We start from the raw sequence: 17,245 nt of genomic DNA on the forward strand, positions 1-17,245 counted from the left end.
GGCGGATGCGCCCGAGGGAGCGTCAGCTCTGCTCGGACTCGACCGGGTAGGGCCGCATGCTGCTCATGATCTGCTCGATGGTCGCGTCGTCCAGCTCCTCGGGGATGCCGGCGTCCGCCATCATCACCCAGGTGGCCATGTCGTTGTTGAGGTCGAGATAGGAGATGGCGATCACCTTCCCGTCCGACTGGCCGCAGGGGTTGGGGTCCTCCTCGTCCGGGGGGACGTCCCGGATGGTGGCCCGGACGATGTGGCCGCTGATGCCGTAGTCGCTCTCGAACTCCTCCGGCTCGGTCATCTCGAAGGTGCCGAGCTGCTGCTGGTCCCAGCCGCCGAGGGCCCAGTTCATCGCCTCGTTCTCGGCGGCCTCCGCGGTGTTGGTGGCCCCCTGGGCGCCCTTGGTGCCGACCATGGCCCGGCTGCTGACCCCGTGTTCCGCCTCCGGGCACCAGCCGTCCAGGTAGGTGGCCACCCCGGACATCGCGACCAGGATGTCGCCCTCCTCGGCCCCCTCGCGCTCGTCGAGCAGGCCCATGGACGTGCTCTCCGGGTTGACCGTCCAGTCCTCCGCCGGCACGTCGAAGGCTATGTGCCGGTTCTCCAGGGTCTGCACCTGCCAGTCCGGCGCGATCACCGGGTCCGGGCGCTGGGTGACGCCCCGCCGCGGGTCGTTGGGGTTGCTCGGCCGCTCCGGCTCCTCGGTTGACTCCTCCGTCGGCTCCTCGTCGGGGTCGCCGGCCTCACCCGGATCGGCCGACGCCTCCTGGTTGTTGGCGTCGGTGGTGGTGTCGTCGTCCCCGCTCATCAGCACCACGCCGGTGACCGCGGCGCCGGCCACCACCGCGACCGACACGATGATGCCGACCATGACCTTCAGCGACTTCTTGTCGTCCTGGGGCGGCGGCGACTGAGGCGGCAGGGTGGGCGGGCCCTGCTGCTGCCAGCCGCCAGGCGCGCCGGGCGGCGGGGTGGGCGGCATGCCCTGCTGTCCTGGCGGCGGGGCGGGCGGCACGCCCGGCTGACCGGCCGGCATCCCCGGCTGTCCCGTCGGCGCGCCGGGCTGATCCGGCGCCCCCGGCTGGCCGGCGGGCGCGCCCGGCCCACCCTGCGCCCCCGGCGCGCCCCATCCCGCGCCCGGGGTGGGCTGCTGATACGGATTGGGCTGCTGGTACCCCGGCTGTTGATAGGGGTTGGACCACTCCCGGGCCGGCTCGCCCCCCGGCTGCTCTTCTCCTGGCCTCATGGAGGTAAACCCTAAAGGGGCGCAGGTCGGACCGGCGCACCTGTCACCGTATTGCGACGGACCTGCGACGAGAAGGCGGCCCGGAGGCCCGGGTGTTGGCGGACGGGACGACTGTCATTACCCGTTGGTAACGTGGGGGCATGACTGACTCGATCTCCGTCGGCGAGCAACTCGCCGCCACGGTCCCGATGGTGCGCGCCCTCAACCTGGAGTTCGTCCGCACCGATCCGGAGTGCGCCGTGGTGCGCCTGCCGGACCAGCCCACCTTCCACAACCACGTGGGCGGCCCGCACGCGGGAGCCATGTTCACGCTGGGGGAGTCGGCGAGCGGCGCCGTCGCGCTCGCCGCCTTCGGCGACCAGCTCTCCCGCGCGCTGCCGCTGCCGGTCGGCGCCGAGGTCTCCTACCGCAAGATCGCCACCGGGGAGATCACGGCGACGGCCACCCTCGGCCGCCCGGTCGCCGAGGTGCTCGCCGAGTTGGACGCGGGCCAGCGCCCCGAGTTCCCCGTGGCGGTGGAGATCACCCGCGCCGACGGCGCGGTCGCCGGCACCATGACGGTCGTCTGGACCCTGCGCCCGCACCGCGACTGAAGCCGCCGCCCGGGCGCGGGGGCCACGGGCCGGCCGGTCGCGGCGGTCGACCGGCCGGGCCCGCCGCTGGACGCCCCCCGCCCGGGTGGACGTCAGCCGGGCTTGATGGTCGAGAGCTGTGCCAGCAGCAGGAGCAGCCGGTACGCCTCGGCGAAGTCGGCCGCGGTGTGCGCGACCGTCCGGCCGCCTCCGACGCGGGTCACGCCCGGCACCAGCGTCGCCAGATCGACGGCCACCGGCGAGTGGAGGTCGACCTCGACCGCCAGCGGCCCGGTCAGGGTGAACGGCGGGACGGCCGCCCGCCGGCCGACGGCCTCGGCCGCTCCCCGGCGCAGCCGCTCCCGCGCCTCCTCCGGGTGCAGGGCCACGGCGGCGGCCTGCCCGACGGCCTCCTTGACGGCGACGGTGACGGCGCCCGGGACCAGCTCCCGCAGCTCGGCGCAGGCCGCGTCGTCGCCGCTGAGCAGCACCACCGGCGCACCCGACTCCCCGGCCATGGCGGTGTTGAGGCCGATCTCGCCCAGCGAGCGCCCGGCCACCCGCACGTCGAGCAGCTCGCCGTTCATGGTGTGCGCCAGCACGGCCGGGCCGCCGCCGGCCCGCGCGTGGTAGCCCACCAGCAGCACCGCGTCGGTGTCCGCGTCGAGCCCGCCGAGCATGCCCAGGGGGCGCGGCTTGCCGCGCACCAGCCGGGCCCGGCGGTCGAGTCGCTCCGGCAGCAGGTTGCGGAACGGGCCGTGCGCGTCGGCGACCCACACCGTGGCGCCGGGTTCGGCGTCCAGCACGCCGGCGATCACGCTGTTCGCCTCGGCCGTCATCAACGCGCGGCCGCGTTCGTAGTCGTAGCGGTCCGGGTTCGTCTCGCTCGGATGCACGATCCCCGAGACGCCCTCCATGTCCACCGAGATCAACACCTTCATGCCCCGCAGCGTAGGCCCCCGCAGCGTAGGCCGTTCGCCGGTGGCTAGCCGGAGGCCAGCAGCAGGGTGCCGGCCAGGGCGAGGCCGGCACCGGCGGCCTGGGCCGCCAGCAGCCGTTCCCGCAGCACCCCGCGGGCGGCCAGCGCCGTGACCACCGGGTAGAGCGAGGCCAGCACGACGGCGACGGTGGTCGGCCCGATCCGGGCGGCCAGCGCGTACGTTCCGTTGGCCGCCACGTCGGCCAGGCCGACGAAGGCCAGCGAGGGCAGCGCGGCGAGCAGCGGCGCCCGGCCCTCCGCCGGCAGCACCGGGGTGCCGCGCCTGGCCGCCACCCACAGCGCGGCGCCGCCGGTCACCACGTTGCAAAGCCGCTGCACGAAGAGCGCCAGGAAGAGGCCGGTGACGGTGGTCGAGGCCTCCGCGATCAGCGCCAGCACGGCGCCGAAGCCGAGCGCGGCGCCCGCCGTGTAGCCCAGCGTCCGCCGGGACACGGCGCCGCCCAGCCGGGGGCCGCCGGCCAGCACCACACCGGCGAAGGCGATCACCATGCCCGCGTACTGCACCAGCCCGGGGCGCTCGCCCAGCACCAGCGCGACGCCTATCGGCACCGCCACGGCGGTCGCCGCCAGCGGCGAGACCACGCCCATCGGGCCGAGCGCCAGCGCGCGGTAGAAGAGCAGCATCGCCAGCGGCCCGATGGCGCCGGCCGCCACCGCGAACCACAACCGGCCGTCGGCCTCGCTCCAGGCGCCGGTGGCCACCACGACCACGCCCAGCACCCCGGCGGCCAGCGCCTGGGAGACGACGACCACGGTCAGCGCCGGCAGCCGCCGGGTCAGCAGTCCGCCGCCGAAGTCGGCGAGTCCCCAGAGCAGGCTGGTGACCAGGGCAAGGGCGACCATCGATACCTCGCACGTACAGTGGCTCGGGTGCCGGGGCGGCCGGGCCCGCGCAGGGGCCGTCCGGACCCTCGCGGTGCGGGGGCCCGCCCGGTGGAGCAGAATAGTGAACTCGAACGTCGAAAATAGTACACCGAGGGTGGCGGGTTCCGCCGCGCCGCCCGATCCGCGTGCAGGAGAGTCGTTGGTGACCGACCTCGACCAGCTCACCCAGTCCCTCGCCGGCAACCTGCGGCGGCTCCGTGCCGAGCGCGGGCTCACCCTGGACGCCCTGGCCAGCCGGGCGGGGGTCAGCCGCAGCATGGTGATCCAGATCGAGCAGGCCAGGACCAACCCGAGCGTGGGCACGGTGGTGAAGATCGGCGACGCCCTCGGGGTCAGCGTCACCACCCTGCTGGACAGCGAACCCCGGCCGACCGTCCGGTTGTTCCGCGCCGAGGAGACGGTCCGGCTGTGGCACACCGAGGCCGGCAGCCACAGCACCCTGCTCGCCGGCACCGAGGCGCCGGGCCCGCTGGAGCTGTGGCGCTGGCGGCTGATGCCGGGGGAGGGGCACGAGGCGGACGGTCACCCGCACGGCACCACCGAGCTGATCCACGTGGTCGCTGGCGAGCTGACCCTGCGGCTCGGCGAGGAGGAGCACCGAGTGCCGCTGGGCGCCTCGGCCGCCTTCGAGTCCCACCTCTCGCACGGCTACCGCAACGAGGGCGACGAGCCGGTCGAGCTGCTCATGGCGGTGCTGGTCCCACCGGCGCCCCGCTGAGGGCGGCGGGGTCGGGTTCGGGGTGCGGGGGAGTGGCCGGGTCCTGGTACGGTGCCGGCCATGCGTGCTCCCATCGGGAACTTCGATCAGGCGCTGCCGCTGCCTGAGGTCCTTGACTCGCTCGTCCCGCCGGTGGCCGCCGCGGTGCGCGGCTGGCGCGGTGAGGTGCCGGCCGAGCGGCTGCTCTTCGTGGACACCGACCCGGCGAAGGCGGACACGGCGGTCTTTGTCGAGACCTACGGCGCCGACCTGGAGAAGGCCTCGGCCAACTGCGTGATCGTCGCCGGCCGCCGTGGCCAGGACACCACGCTGGCCGCGGCCCTGGTGCCGGCCACCACCCGGGTCGATGTCAACGGCGTGGTCCGCCGCCATCTCGGCGTGCGCAAGGCGTCGTTCGCGCCGCACGAGACGGCGGTCAGCGAGACGGGGATGGAGTACGGCGGGATCACCCCGTTCGGGCTGCCGGCGGGCTGGCCGGTGCTGGTGGACGCCGCCGTGGTGGCGATGGACCACGTGCTGATCGGCAGCGGCGCGCGGCGTGGCAAGCTGATCGTGCCGGGTGCCGCGCTGGCCGAGCTGCCCGGCGCCGAGGTCCTGGTCGGGCTGGGACGCTGACCCGGTCGCCGGCCTTGGGGTGACTGGGGCGCGGTCGTCGGGGTACCCGGCGGTGCGGTGGGCGGTGGATCACCGGGCACCCGGTGAGGTTAGGCTAGCCTAACCACTGCGTGGTGGTGCGGCTTCGCTCCATCCCGCCCTCGCGCCGAGTCCAGGAGTAGCCCGTGAGCGACCGTCGACCAGCCCGCAAGGGCCCCCAGACGCACCGTGCCCGAGTGGTGCACAAGGAACGCCTCACCCCGCACATGATCCGGGTGGTCTTCGGCGGCGACGGCCTGGCCGCGTTCGCCACCGACGGCTACACCGACCACTACGTCAAACTCGTCTTCCCGCTGCCGGACGTGGCCTACCCCGAGCCCTTCGACATCGCCGAGGTGCGCGCCGCGATGCCCCGCGCCGCCTGGCCTCGCACCCGCACCTACACCGTCGCCGCCTGGGACCCCGAGTCCCGCCGGCTGACCATCGACTTCGTCCACCACGGCGACGAGGGCCTGGCCGGCCCCTGGGCCGACGCCGCCCAGCCGGGCGACGAGCTGTACCTGCTCGGCCCCGGCGGCGGCTACGCCCCCGCCCCCGAGTCGGACTGGCACCTGCTGGTCGGTGACGAGGCCGCGCTGCCAGCCATCGCCGTCGCCCTCGCCGAACTGCCGGAGGGCGCCAGGGCGTTGGCCTTCGTCGAGATCGCCGGGCCCGAGGAGGAGCAGAAGCTGGCCATCCCGCGCGGCAGCGTCGACCTGCGCTGGCTGCACCGCGGCACCCGGCAGGTCGGCGACGCCCTGGTCGACGCGGTGACCGGCGCCCAGTTCCCGGCCGGCGTGCCCCAGGTCTTCCTGCACGGCGAGGCGCACACCGTCAAGGCCCTGCGCCGCCACCTCCGGCACGACCGCGGGCTGACCCGCGAGCAGATGGCCTCCGTCTCCGGCTACTGGCGCCGGGGCACCGACGAGGACGGCTGGCAGTCCGGCAAGGCCGAGTGGAACCAGCGGATCGAGGCCGAGCAGGAGTCCGCCGGCTGAGCCGGCGTTGGGCGCGCGCCCCCGCCACTCCGGCGCCGAGATGACGGCCGGAGGGACGGCGGCGGCGCGCCGTGGCTCAGCCGGCCGGCTCGCCCTCGGCCAGCGCCAACTCGGAGAGCAGCGTCTGCCGGGCCCGCGCCACCCGGGAGCGCACCGTGCCGATCGGGCAGCCGCTGGCCGCCGCCGCCTCCGCGTACGGCAGGCCGGCGATCTGGGTGAGCCGGAAGGCCCGCGCCCGGTCGGACGGCAGCCGGGCCAACAGCTCGGCCAGCGCCACCCGTTCCTCGAACCCGGGCAGCTGGCCCCGCTGTTCGCTCTCCACGGTGGCCAGCCAGTCCGCGGTGCTGGCCAGCCGTGGCCGGGACCGCTCGTAGCGGACCCGGTCGGCCGCCGCCCGCCGCGCGATCGACAGCAGCCAGACCCGGGCCGGACAGCGCCCCTCGAACGCGGGCAGCGCGCGCAGCGCCCGCAGCAGCGTCTCCTGCGCCAGGTCCTCGGCGCCCTGCGGATCGCCGCTGACCCGGGCCAGATAGCGCAGCAGGTCGTCGCGGACCGCGCGGCAGAACAGCTCGACGGCCCGCCGGTCCCCGGCCCGGGCCGCCAGCGCCCAACGGGTCACCGTGGCGTCGTCGGCCGTCGCGGGATCGGCCGCCTCGGGGCCGCTCGACGGCGCGGCCCCGGCCGGCCGCGCAGGCCGGCCCGGCGGGTCGGTGCGGCCGGTGCGGTCGGTTGGGGACGGCGGGTCGGTGCGGCCGGTGCGGTCGGCTCGGTTCGGTCGGTCGGTTCGGTGCGGAGGATCGGTCCGGTCGGTGGGCGTCGGGGGGCGGAGTCGCCGGCGGGTCGCCCCGGGACGGGGCGCGGCGGCGAGAGATGCGGTCATGGTCCGGTCGCCTTTCGGGAACCCGTGGCGTTCGCCGCGAAACGGCACGGTGCGGGAAGGCCGGGACCACCTCGGACAGCGGAAGTGCGGTGTCAGGCGGCGCGGGCCCGGCCCTGGCGCAGAGCGGTCGGCTGGAACGCCCGGCCGGCCGGCGGCCCACGGGAGCCCAGCTGACGGGCCCGGAGCACGGACCTGGGCCGGCGCACCACGGTGGGTCGCACGCCGCCCGTCGGCCGCGGCCTCGGCGGGCGCACCGGGCCGGGCGGCGGGCCCAGCACCCGGTGCGCGGCCCACCGCAGCAGTGTGAAGAGGGCGCGCTCGCCCCACCAGAGCCAGACCGCGCTGAGCAGCGCCATCGCCAGGTGCCCTGCGAGCATCCCCTGGGGGTGCCCGCCGGCCGCGCTCTCCAGCGCGGCCGGGTGTGCCCCGCCGGTCGCCGCCGGCACGTGGTGGGCCGGGTGCGCGGCGGCCGTCGGGTGGCCGAGCGAGAGGGCGCCGTGCAGCAGGAGCTGGACGGTCAGGCTGGTGCCGATCACGGCGACCGGGCCGCGTTCCCGCTCGGTGAACGACAGCACGCCCACCCAGACGCCGACGAACACGACGAACAGCTGCCACCAGGAGACGGCGTGCCCGGAGGTCGCCGTGTGACTGGAAACGGCGAGCACCACGCAGAGCGCCGAGAATACGGCGGCTCGCGTGGCACACAACATCCGGTCAGCTGCCATGACAGAACCATGCTGACAGCGCGCGGTTCCGGAGACGATATGCGGAACGGAACTTTCGTGCGGGCCAGGGGAATTCGGCATCCCTCGGAACCGTCCGGCGGTTACCGACGACCTCTCAAGTGGAAGGGCTTCGCGGGCTGACCCCGAAACGCCGGGTCGGGCCCCAGGAGCCCAAGCGGAACCGGGTCGGCAGCCCGCTCCCGGCGCGGATGGAAAACGTTTCGCCGTCGCGCCGGCCGAAATACCGCGCGCTCGCCGCGACATTCCCACCGCCCCGGAAAACGGGGCGCGACCGCCCGCGATCCGCCGCCTATGCGATGTCGATCCCCTTGTGACGCGCGTCGATTCCGACGCGGCGAACGGGCGCGGACGGGCCGCGGGCAGCGTCGAAAAGCGGGGCCGGGCGGCTCAGCCGAGCCGGGGCAGCTCGATGGCCGGGCAGCGGTTCATCACCATGTCGAGACCGGCCGCCGTGGTCCGCTCGAAGGCCGCCTCGTCGACCACCCCCAGCTGGAACCACACGGCCCGGGCGCCGATCGCCACCGCCTGGTCGGCCACCTCGCCGGCCAGCCCGCTGTGCACGAACACGTCCACCACGTCCACCGGGAACGGGATGTCCGCCAGCGTGGCGTAGCCGGGCTCGCCGTGCACCGTCTCGGCCTTGGGGTGGACCGGCACCACGCGCTTCCCGGCGTCCCGCAGCACCTGGGCGACGCTGTAGGCGGCCCGGGCCCGGTTGTTCGACAGGCCCACCACCGCCCAGGTGGGGCCGGTCTCGGTCAGAATCCTGCGGACGGTCTCCTGGTCTCCGTACATGCCGGGTCAACGAGCGGCGGGGGGCCGACGATTCCCGCGGCCGCGTTGTCAGTGCCGGGTGCTTGGATGAGATCCGTTCAGCGCGCACCGCCTGAGCACCTTCGAACCAAGCCCAGGGGGGCGATCATGGGCACGTGGGGCCATGGGAACTTCGACAGCGACACCGCGGCCGATCATCTGGCGCTCGTCATCGACCGGCTCGTCACCGAGGTGGGCCAGGTGATCACGGGCGATCCGGTGCGGCTTGAGGCCGACGAGTACTGGGGCGTGGCCGTCCCGTGCCAGCTGGAGCTGCTGACGGTGCTGGCCCGGGCCGGCTATGGCGGCGGCATGCTGCCGAAGCCCGAGGCGGTCGCCGTCTGGCGGGAGCGGTATCTCTCCGCCTGGGAGCGGAGCATCGACGAGCTGGAGCCGTCGCCGGAGTTCCGGGCGGAGCGCCTGGCGGTGTTGCGCCGGACGTTCGACGAGTTCGCCGCGGTCTCGGCGGCCGCCGAGGCGGAGCGGGCCGGGATATGACGGCCGGTGGCTCCGGCGTCAGCCGGTGTGGTGCCGGGGCGCTGGGTCGGCGCCCTCGGTGGCGGCCAGCGAGGCGAGCAGGCGCAGCCCCTCGTCGCTGGGGGAGCCGGGCTCGGCGGTGTAGACGGTCATGCTGAGGCCGGGCTCGGCGGCCAGGTCCAGGGTCTCGTAGGCGAGGGTCAGGTCGCCGACCGCGGCATGGTGGAACCGCTTGCTGCCGGTGCCGTGCCGGCGCACGTCGTGGGCGCCCCAGCGGGTGCGGAAGTCGCGGCTGCGGGTGGACAGCTCGCCGACGAGGTCGTGCAGGTCCTTGTCGTGCGGGTCGCGGCCGGCCTCCCGGCGCAGGATGGCCACCGCCATGTCGCCGAACAGCTCCCAGTCGGGGTAGAACCGCCGGGACGCCGGGTCGAGGAAGTTGAAACGCGCCAGGTTCCGCTGGTTGTCCGGGTTGGCGAGGAGGTCCGCGTAGAAGGCGTCGGCGAGGGGGTTGCCGGCCAGGATGTCCATCCGCCCGTTGCAGACCACCGCCGGCCCCGCGGTGATCGCGTCCAGCGTCCACCGCAGGCTGCGATGCACGCTCCCCGGCCGGCTCGCCGGCCGGCGCCTGGGCCGGCTGAGGGCGTCGGAGCCGTCCGCGGCCTGCGCCAGGTGCAGCAGGTGGGCGCGCTCGGCGTCGTCGAGCTGGAGGGCCCGGGCGACGGCTTCGAGGACGGCCGGGGAGACGCCGGCCAGGTGCCCGCGTTCGAGCTTGGCGTAGTACTCCACGCTCATGTCGGCGAGCGCCGCGACCTCGCTGCGGCGCAGCCCCGGCACGCGGCGCCGGGAGCCGGCGGGCAGGTCCGCCCGCTCCGGGGTGATCTTGGCGCGCCGCGAGGTCAGGAACTCGCGGACCTCCGCACGGTTGTCCATGCCCCGACCGTACGGTGTCCCGGCCGCCGGAGGGATGTACTGCTGGTACACCCCTCACTGGTAACTCGCTCACCTCCCGGCTGAGCGGTCTCATGGAAAGGCGCGGTACCCGCCCCGGGCCCGCGCCCTCCGACAGACAAGGACGTTCCCCCGTGCGCGGAGCAGTCATCCACGCCCCAGGCGACGTGCGCTTCGAAACCCTCGACGACCCGAGGATCCTGAAGCCGACGGACGCCATCATCCGGACGGCCGTCACCTGCGTGTGCGGCTCCGACCTGTGGCCCTGGCGCGGCGTCGAGCCGACCGAGGCGGCCCACCCGATGGGCCACGAGTACGTCGGCTTCGTCGAGGAGGTCGGCGCCGAGGTCACCTCGGTCCGGCCCGGCCAGTTCGTCGTCGGCTCGTTCGCGACCTCGGACAACACCTGTGCCAACTGTCGCAACGGCTACCCGTCGCACTGCCTGAACCGCGAGTTCATGTCCACCTGCCAGGCCGAGTACGTGCGCATCCCCAACGCCCAGGGCACCCTCGTCGCCACCGACGAGGTGCCGGGCGAGGAGTTCTGGCCGAGCCTGCTGGCCGTCTCCGACGTCATGGGCACCGGCTGGTGGGCGGCCGACGCCGCCGAGGTGCGGCCCGGCTCCACCGCCGTGGTGGTCGGTGACGGCGCGGTCGGCCTGTGCGCGGTGATCGCGGCGAAGGAGCTGGGCGCGGAGCGGATCATCGCCATGTCGCGGCACGCCTCCCGGCAGCGGCTGGCCCGCGAGTTCGGCGCCACCGACATCGTCACCGAGCGTGGCGAGGAGGGGGTGGCCCGGATCAGGGAGCTGACCGGCGGCATCGGCGCCGACTCCGTCCTGGAGTGCGTCGGCACCGCCGAGGCCATGAGCCAGGCGCTGCACGCGACCCGGCCCGGCGGCAACGTCGGCTTCGTCGGCGTCCCGCACGACGTGGCCGTGGACGGGCAGGAGCTGTTCTTCTCGCACGTCGGCCTGCGCGGCGGCCCCGCCCCCGTCCGCCGCTACCTGCCAGACCTGATCGACCGGGTCCTCGCCGGCCGCATCGACCCGGGCCGGGTCTTCGACCTCACCCTCCCCCTGGAGCAGGTCGCCGAGGGCTACCGGGCGATGGACGAGCGCCGCGCCATCAAGACCCTCCTCAAGCCCTGACCGCCGGACGGTCCCGCACCGCCGGGACGGTCCCGCACCGCCGGGACGGTCCCGCACCGTCGGGACGGTCCCGCACCGACGGAACAGCCTGACCCCGGGAGATCCCGACCCGCCGGAACAGCCGGCACCGCCGGACAAGGAGTGACCATGCGGATCACCCGCAGCTCGATCGACACCGTCAAAGGTCCCGCCGACTGGTTCACCGGCGACGTCTACATCGACGCCGTCGCCGCGGCCCCCGCCCCGTCCCGGGTCAGCGCCGCCCTGGTGCACTTCATGCCCGGCGCCCGCACCCACTGGCACCGCCACCCGTTGGGCCAGACCGTCTTCGTCACCGAGGGCGTCGGCCTGTGCCAGCGCCGCGGCGGTCCGGTCGAGGTGATCAGGCCGGGCGACCGCGTCCTCTTCGAGGCCGACGAGGAGCACTGGCACGGCGCGGCCCCGCACCGGCTGATGGTCCACCTGGCCATCAACGAGGCCGACGCCGACCACGACGTCGTGCACTGGCTGACCCCCGTCACCGACGCGGAGTACACCGCCGCCCCGGCCGCCGACTGACCCCGCCACCGACCCCGCCCTCGCCCGGCCCGGCGCCCGGCGCACGCGCTGGACGCCCGGCTCACGACCCCTGCGGCGCGCCCCCGCGGGCCGCCCCACCCCGACCCCCAGGAGAACCGCCATGACCACCTTCGCCCTCATCGGTGCCGGCCCCGGCCTGGGCGCCGCCACCGCCCGCCGCTTCGGGCGCGAGGGCTTCGACATCGCGCTGGTCGCCCGCTCCCGGGACCGCCTCGACGCCCTGGCCGCCGAGCTGGCCGAGGACGGCGTGCGGGCCCGGGGCTTCACCGCCGACGTGCGGGACCCCGAGGCCCTGACGGCGGCCCTGGACCGGGCCGCCGCCGACCTCGGCCCGATCGAAGCGCTCCAGTACAGCCCCGTCCCACACCCTGACTTCATGAGGCCGATCGACCGCACCGACCCCCGGGACCTGCGGGGACCGCTCGACTTCTCGCTGTTCGGGCCGATGACCGCGGTGAGCCGGGTGCTGCCCGGCATGCGCGCGCTGGGCCGGGGCACGCTGCTGTTCGTCAACGGGGGCAGCGCGGTGCGCCCGCACCACGAGCGGGCCGGCACCTCGATCGCGTTCGCCGCCGAGGGCGCCTACGCGCGCATGCTGCACGACAGCCTCGCCGCCGAGAACATCCGGGTGGCCCAGCTGATCGTCCCCGGCGCCATCACCCCGGGCGACGCGCACACCGACCCCGCCCGTCTCGCCGACCTGCTCTGGGACCTGCACCAACGCGGCGGCGAGTTCCGCTACTTCGCGGCCCCGGTGGACGACTGACGCCGCACCGCCGAGGCAGCCGACCGGCGCCGGCCGCGGCCGCTCCGGCCCCGCTGTCACTTGGTGTCACTTGGTGTCACCGCGGCGGGTGCGGCGCCGGTAGTAGTGGACGGTGACGACCGCCAGCAGCGGCCCCCACGCCACCATCGGTACGTAGCAGGCCGTCATCAGCCAGTGCCCCCACGGCGTGATCGCCAGGTCGGAGTGCGTCGACGTCCACAGGAAGGCCACGCCGTAGACCGTGCAGGCGAGCGCGCCGAGTGCCGCGGGTATGGTCGCGGCGAGCACCGGGACCCGGCGCCCCCGAAGGAACGGGACCCAGCGGGGCCACACCTCGCCCCACCACCGCACCAGCCCCAGCGGCAGCACCGCCACCGCTTCCTGGAGCAGGGACAGCAACGGCAGCGCGAGGTACCCCCAGCCGGGCACCAGCATGGCGTCGTACTCCGAGTCGGCGAGCCCCAGCGGGACCCCGAGCACCACGGCGATCCGCCACAGCGCCGACGGCAGGGACGTCCACAGCAGGCCGGCCGCCGCGTGGCGGGCCCACGAGGGGACGGGGGCCTCCGTCGCGCGGCGTGCGGGGGTGCGGGCTGGTGCGCTCGTGGGCATGGGACCGGCTTTCCGTTGGGTTGGCGTGCTGCGACGTTCTGGAGGTTGCCAGGTGGCCCCGGGTGGCCACATCCGTCCGTGGGGGTGGCATCGCCTGCGTCTGTGGGGGGCCCGCGCACGCGGGATGTCAGACCTCGGGGTGACGCGGGGTCAGACCACGGGCGCAGTCCCTGGCGTGGCTCCCGCACCGGGGAGCGGGCCGCGCGCGACCTCCGCCGGCCGACCTGGCCTGCGGTGTGCCGACCTGGACGGCCTAGGCTGGGCCGGTGCCGGACGAGTATCTGACCGTGGTCGCCGAGGGCGAGTACGAGACCGAGGTGAACCGTTCCCGCTTCCTGTGCGCCCTGGCGCCGGCGGCGACGGAGGAGGCGGCGCTCGCCTTCGTGGCCCGGGTCAGGGAGCGGCACCCCACGGCGAGTCACCACTGCTACGCCTATGTGATCGGGGCGGACGGCGCGGTGCGGCGGGCCTCGGACGACGGTGAGCCATCGGGCACGGCGGGGCAGCCCATGCTGAACATGCTGCTGCGCCGGGAGGTACGTTTCGTGGTGGCGGTGGTGACCCGCTACTTCGGCGGCACCAAGCTGGGCGCCGGCGGCCTGATCCGCGCCTACGGCGGCGCGGTCGGCACCGCGCTGGACGCCCACCCCCTGGCGACCAGGCGCCGGCTGCGGCTGGCCACCGTCACCGTGGACCACGCCAGGGCCGGCCGGCTGGAGAACGACCTGCGGGCGCTGGGTCACCCGGTGCGAGAGGTCGGCTACGGCGCCGAGGTGGCCATCACGGTGGCGCTGCCGGCCGCCGAGCTGGACGCCTTCGCCGTCTGGCTGGCCGGTGCCACCGCCGGCGCGGCCCGGCTGGACCTGGGCGGCGAGACGCACGGCGCCGGCTGAGCCGCCGCCGGTTCCGGGGCAGCCGGCGACGGAAAAGGGGTACTCGGGTGATCGGAATAGTCCGGCACGGGATACCGTTAGCCCGAGCAAGTTGAACAATCAACTACTTTGCGTAGACCAACCAGCCGAGACGAGGTGGGCGTGATGCAGTTCGGAATCTTCACCGTTGGTGATGTCACCCCCGATCCGACCACCGGGCGGACCCCGACCGAGCACGAGCGGATCAAAGCCATGGTGGCGATCGCGCTGAAGGCCGAGGAGGTCGGGCTCGACGTCTTCGCCACCGGGGAGCACCACAACCCGCCGTTCGTGCCCTCCTCGCCGACCACCATGCTGGGCTGGATCGCGGCCCGCACCGAGCGGCTGATCCTCTCCACCTCCACCACGCTGATCACCACCAACGACCCGGTGAAGATCGCCGAGGACTTCGCGATGCTCCAGCACCTGGCCGACGGCCGGGTGGACGTGATGCTCGGCCGGGGTAACACCGGCCCGGTCTACCCCTGGTTCGGCCAGGACATCCGCCAGGGCATCCCGCTGGCCATCGAGAACTACGCGCTGCTGCACCAGCTGTGGCGCGAGGACGTGGTGGACTTCGAGGGCCGGTTCCGCACCCCGCTGCAGGGCTTCACGGCCACCCCCCGCCCGCTGGACGGCGTGCCCCCGTTCGTCTGGCACGGCTCCATCCGCAGCCCGGAGATCGCCGAACAGGCCGCCTACTACGGCGACGGCTTCTTCGCGAACAACATCTTCTGGCCCAAGGAGCACTTCCAGCAGCTGATCAAGCTCTACCGGGAGCGGTACGCGCACTACGGGCACGGCACCCCGGAGCAGGCCATGGTCGGCCTCGGCGGGCAGCTCTTCGTGCGGAAGAACTCCCAGGACGCGGTGCGTGAGTTCCGGCCGTACTTCGACAACGCCCCGGTCTACGGGCACGGCCCCTCGCTGGAGGAGTTCACCGAGCAGACCCCGCTCACCGTCGGCAGCCCGCAGGAGGCGATCGACAAGACGCTCACCTTCCGCGAGAGCTTCGGCGACTACCAGCGGCAGCTGTTCCTGATGGACCACGCGGGTCTGCCGCTGAAGACCGTCCTGGAGCAGCTGGACATCCTCGGCGAGGAGATCCTGCCCGTGCTGCGCCGGGAGTTCGCCGCCGGCCGGCCCGCCGACGTGCCGGACGGGCCGACGCACGCGGCGCGGGTCGCCGCCGACCGGCGGCAGCGCGCCGCCAGCACCCCCTGACCGGCGGCCCGGCCGGCCCCCGCCCCCCTCAGGGGCCGGCCGGGTACGCCACACCGCCGCGGACACCGGCACGCGGCACCCGTACAGAAGCGAAGCACCAGCACAAGCACGAGAAACAAGGAGAGGCACGCCATGACGTCGCGCACCCTGGTGGTGGTCTCGGCCGGGCTCAGCCTGCCCTCGTCCACCCGGCTGTTGGCCGACCGGCTCGCCGAGGCGACCCGCCGGCACCTCGCCGACGCGGACACCGGCGCCGGCAGCGGCGACAGCGCCGGCACGGGCGGGGAGGTCGAGACCCGGGTCGTCGAACTCCGCGACCTGGCCACCGACATCGCCGGCCACCTCGTCACCGGCTTCCCCCCGCCGGCCCTGCGGGACGCCCTGGCGACGGTCGAGAAGGCGGACGGCCTGATCACCGTGACGCCCGTCTTCGCCGCCTCCTACAGCGGCCTGTTCAAGTCGTTCTTCGACCTGTTCGAGCCGACCGCGCTGGTCGGCAAGCCGGTGCTGCTCGGCGCCACCGGCGGCACCGCCCGCCACTCGCTGGCCCTGGAGTACGCGATGCGCCCGCTCTTCGCCTACCTGCGGGCCGCGGTGGCGCCGACGGCGGTCTTCGCCGCCGCCGAGGACTGGGGCGGCGACGGGGACCCGCTGACCGACACCCTGCCCACCCGCGTCGACCGCGCCGCCCGCGAACTGGCCACCCTGCTGGCCGGCGCCGGCCCGGCGCCGGCCGCCGCGGTCAGCGAGCCGGAGGTCACCCCCTTCGCGGAGCAACTCGCCGCCCTGCGCCGGAAGTAGCGGGCCGGGCCGGCCGGCGGTGCCGGCGACCCCGCCCGGGTCTGCCCCGCCCCCGCCCGGGTCCGCCCCGCCCCGGTCCCGAAGTCCCGGGCCGCTCCGGTCCGCCCCGCTCCGGTCCGGTCCGGAAGTCCCGGGCCGGGACCGGCCGTTCGGCGCCCAACCCCGACCGGGTGCCCAACTGGCGGGGCGGTGCCCAACTGGCCCTCCGCGACGGCCACCGCGACCTGGTGGCCCGGCCGCGTCGAGGACGACCCCCACGAGGTGGCCGGCACCCGGACCGGGCTCGACGACGAACCGCGTCTGGAGCCGGCGGCGGTGCCCGATCGACCCGCCCCGCCGGAACCGCGACCGGGACGCCCGGCACGTGCCCCAGCCCTCCGGGCTCGGCCGACCGGAGTCCGTGACCGGCTCGGCGGGCCCGGGCTCGCGTTGGGGACGCTTGGCCCCGGACGGGCGACCCGCCGTCCCCGGCCCGCACTAGCCGTCCCGCGGGGCCGCGCCCCGCCCCCCGGGGACCGGTCAGTGCGGTGGCGCGGCCAGCCGCAGGCTGAGTTGGTCGCCCAACTCCCGGAAGCCCAGGGCCCGCGCCACCCGCCGGGAGGCCGCCGGGCGGGCCCGCCACTGCGGGAGCAGCCCGGCCGCCAGGGCGTGTGCCACCGCCGCCGAGGCCGTCGCCCGGGCCAGCCCGCGCCCGCGCCACCCGCCGTCGGTCAGGGCGTGCAGGTGCGCCACCCCCTCCGGCCAGTGCTGGTAGCCGGCGGCGGCCAGCACCCGGGCGCCGTCCCGCACCACGAAGGCCGGCGAGGTGACGCCGCCCACGTCGGCCTCGGCCGCCTCCGCCGGCTCCACCCGCAGCTCCAGCTCCCGCACCGCCGGGTGGTGGCCCGGCAGTTGGTCGACGCCCGCCCCGACGCCGGCGGCAACCGGCCGGAACTCCGCCGGCGCGAGGTAGGCCAGGGTCGCCGGGCCGAGCACCTCGGCCGCCGGCAGCGGCTCGCGCAGCGCGGCCGCGGTCACCGCCCGCCCCGCCGGCCAGCCGGCCAGGGCCGCGCCGACGACGCCCGCCGCCTCCTCGGTCGGCACGGTGACCAGCCCGGCGCCGCCCAGCGCCACCACCCCGACCCAACCGTCGGGGCACAGCCCCGACCGGGGCGCGAGCACCGTCCGTTGACCGCCGACCGGGCCGAACGAGGCGGGCACCCCGGCCCACCTCTCCCACCGCGTCCGAGCCTCGGCGAGCAGCGACAGATTCCCGTCCATGCCCCCGATCCTGGCAGCCCGCCGCCCG

Annotated in this window: 20 protein-coding genes; 11 read left to right on the forward strand and 9 right to left on the reverse strand. The window is 75.3% G+C overall.

Annotated features, from left to right (window positions below; genetic code table 11):
- Positions 1 to 22 precede the first annotated feature (22 nt).
- A complete protein-coding gene (locus RM844_RS06225) occupies positions 23 to 1,243 on the reverse strand; it encodes a hypothetical protein (protein ID WP_311665683.1) in 1,221 nt (406 codons plus the stop codon).
- Positions 1,244 to 1,395: 152 nt separating this feature from the next.
- Here RM844_RS06225 and RM844_RS06230 point away from each other — a divergent pair, with 152 nt between their 5' ends.
- Positions 1,396 to 1,836, forward strand: coding sequence for a DUF4442 domain-containing protein (locus RM844_RS06230; protein ID WP_311666153.1), 441 nt, complete (start codon positions 1,396 to 1,398; stop codon positions 1,834 to 1,836).
- A 92-nt stretch (positions 1,837 to 1,928) separates the two neighbouring features.
- Here RM844_RS06230 and RM844_RS06235 read toward each other — a convergent pair whose 3' ends face one another.
- Complete coding sequence (locus tag RM844_RS06235; protein ID WP_311665685.1) at positions 1,929 to 2,756, reverse strand: M55 family metallopeptidase; 828 nt, start codon at positions 2,754 to 2,756, stop codon at positions 1,929 to 1,931.
- 44 nt (positions 2,757 to 2,800) lie between these two features.
- Entirely contained in the window at positions 2,801 to 3,658 is an 858-nt protein-coding gene (locus RM844_RS06240) for an EamA family transporter (protein ID WP_311665686.1), read from the reverse strand.
- 184 nt (positions 3,659 to 3,842) lie between these two features.
- On the opposite strand from RM844_RS06240, the gene RM844_RS06245 reads away from it, so the two are divergent.
- The 3 genes from RM844_RS06245 to RM844_RS06255 all read left to right on the forward strand — a co-directional run bounded on the left by RM844_RS06245 (position 3,843) and on the right by RM844_RS06255 (position 6,049).
- On the forward strand, positions 3,843 to 4,418 hold the full coding sequence (locus RM844_RS06245) for a helix-turn-helix domain-containing protein (RefSeq protein WP_311665688.1): 576 nt from the start codon (positions 3,843 to 3,845) through the stop codon (positions 4,416 to 4,418).
- 60 nt (positions 4,419 to 4,478) lie between these two features.
- Positions 4,479 to 5,033, forward strand: a complete 555-nt coding sequence (locus RM844_RS06250) for a YbaK/EbsC family protein (RefSeq protein ID WP_311665689.1) — start codon at positions 4,479 to 4,481, stop codon at positions 5,031 to 5,033.
- Between the two features lie 164 nt (positions 5,034 to 5,197).
- The gene (locus RM844_RS06255; RefSeq protein WP_311665690.1) at positions 5,198 to 6,049 is read left to right on the forward strand and encodes a siderophore-interacting protein; all 852 of its coding nucleotides are present in this window, start codon (positions 5,198 to 5,200) and stop codon (positions 6,047 to 6,049) included.
- A gap of 76 nt (positions 6,050 to 6,125) precedes the next feature.
- Here RM844_RS06255 and RM844_RS06260 read toward each other — a convergent pair whose 3' ends face one another.
- The 3 genes from RM844_RS06260 to RM844_RS06270 all read right to left on the reverse strand — a co-directional run bounded on the left by RM844_RS06260 (position 6,126) and on the right by RM844_RS06270 (position 8,470).
- Positions 6,126 to 6,668, reverse strand: coding sequence for a sigma-70 family RNA polymerase sigma factor (locus tag RM844_RS06260; protein WP_311665692.1), 543 nt, complete (start codon positions 6,666 to 6,668; stop codon positions 6,126 to 6,128).
- A gap of 353 nt (positions 6,669 to 7,021) precedes the next feature.
- Positions 7,022 to 7,654, reverse strand: a complete 633-nt coding sequence (locus RM844_RS06265) for a hypothetical protein (protein ID WP_311665694.1) — start codon at positions 7,652 to 7,654, stop codon at positions 7,022 to 7,024.
- 408 nt (positions 7,655 to 8,062) lie between these two features.
- Positions 8,063 to 8,470, reverse strand: coding sequence for a CoA-binding protein (locus tag RM844_RS06270; RefSeq protein WP_311665696.1), 408 nt, complete (start codon positions 8,468 to 8,470; stop codon positions 8,063 to 8,065).
- A 126-nt stretch (positions 8,471 to 8,596) separates the two neighbouring features.
- On the opposite strand from RM844_RS06270, the gene RM844_RS06275 reads away from it, so the two are divergent.
- Positions 8,597 to 8,986 carry a DUF4259 domain-containing protein gene (locus RM844_RS06275; protein ID WP_311665698.1) on the forward strand — a complete coding sequence of 130 codons (390 nt, stop codon included), beginning with the start codon at positions 8,597 to 8,599 and terminating at the stop codon, positions 8,984 to 8,986.
- An 18-nt stretch (positions 8,987 to 9,004) separates the two neighbouring features.
- Here RM844_RS06275 and RM844_RS06280 read toward each other — a convergent pair whose 3' ends face one another.
- Positions 9,005 to 9,895 (reverse strand): helix-turn-helix transcriptional regulator, encoded by an 891-nt coding sequence (locus RM844_RS06280; RefSeq protein ID WP_311665701.1) that lies wholly within the window; start codon positions 9,893 to 9,895, stop codon positions 9,005 to 9,007.
- A 152-nt stretch (positions 9,896 to 10,047) separates the two neighbouring features.
- On the opposite strand from RM844_RS06280, the gene RM844_RS06285 reads away from it, so the two are divergent.
- The 3 genes from RM844_RS06285 (at position 10,048) to RM844_RS06295 (ending at position 12,409) form a co-directional block, all read left to right on the forward strand.
- Positions 10,048 to 11,064: a zinc-dependent alcohol dehydrogenase family protein gene (locus RM844_RS06285; protein ID WP_311665703.1), complete on the forward strand. Its 1,017-nt coding sequence runs from the start codon at positions 10,048 to 10,050 to the stop codon at positions 11,062 to 11,064.
- Between the two features lie 147 nt (positions 11,065 to 11,211).
- A complete protein-coding gene (locus RM844_RS06290; RefSeq protein WP_311665705.1) occupies positions 11,212 to 11,622 on the forward strand; it encodes a (R)-mandelonitrile lyase in 411 nt (136 codons plus the stop codon).
- Positions 11,623 to 11,743: 121 nt separating this feature from the next.
- A complete protein-coding gene (locus RM844_RS06295; RefSeq protein WP_311665707.1) occupies positions 11,744 to 12,409 on the forward strand; it encodes an SDR family NAD(P)-dependent oxidoreductase in 666 nt (221 codons plus the stop codon).
- Positions 12,410 to 12,475: 66 nt separating this feature from the next.
- On the opposite strand, the gene RM844_RS06300 is transcribed toward RM844_RS06295, so the two are convergent.
- Positions 12,476 to 13,021, reverse strand: coding sequence for a hypothetical protein (locus RM844_RS06300; protein WP_311665709.1), 546 nt, complete (start codon positions 13,019 to 13,021; stop codon positions 12,476 to 12,478).
- Between the two features lie 266 nt (positions 13,022 to 13,287).
- Between RM844_RS06300 and RM844_RS06305 the strand changes: the two genes are divergently transcribed.
- The 3 genes from RM844_RS06305 to RM844_RS06315 all read left to right on the forward strand — a co-directional run bounded on the left by RM844_RS06305 (position 13,288) and on the right by RM844_RS06315 (position 15,957).
- Positions 13,288 to 13,914, forward strand: a complete 627-nt coding sequence (locus RM844_RS06305; RefSeq protein WP_311665711.1) for a YigZ family protein — start codon at positions 13,288 to 13,290, stop codon at positions 13,912 to 13,914.
- A 144-nt stretch (positions 13,915 to 14,058) separates the two neighbouring features.
- The gene (locus RM844_RS06310) at positions 14,059 to 15,156 is read left to right on the forward strand and encodes an LLM class flavin-dependent oxidoreductase (RefSeq protein ID WP_311665713.1); all 1,098 of its coding nucleotides are present in this window, start codon (positions 14,059 to 14,061) and stop codon (positions 15,154 to 15,156) included.
- Positions 15,157 to 15,288: 132 nt separating this feature from the next.
- Positions 15,289 to 15,957 (forward strand): FMN reductase, encoded by a 669-nt coding sequence (locus RM844_RS06315; RefSeq protein WP_311665715.1) that lies wholly within the window; start codon positions 15,289 to 15,291, stop codon positions 15,955 to 15,957.
- A 519-nt stretch (positions 15,958 to 16,476) separates the two neighbouring features.
- On the opposite strand, the gene RM844_RS06320 is transcribed toward RM844_RS06315, so the two are convergent.
- On the reverse strand, positions 16,477 to 17,217 hold the full coding sequence (locus RM844_RS06320; protein ID WP_311665717.1) for a GNAT family N-acetyltransferase: 741 nt from the start codon (positions 17,215 to 17,217) through the stop codon (positions 16,477 to 16,479).
- Between the last annotated feature and the right edge of the window lie 28 nt (positions 17,218 to 17,245).

Source organism: Streptomyces chisholmiae (genome assembly GCF_031845445.1).
GTDB lineage: Bacteria > Actinomycetota > Actinomycetes > Streptomycetales > Streptomycetaceae > Streptomyces > Streptomyces chisholmiae.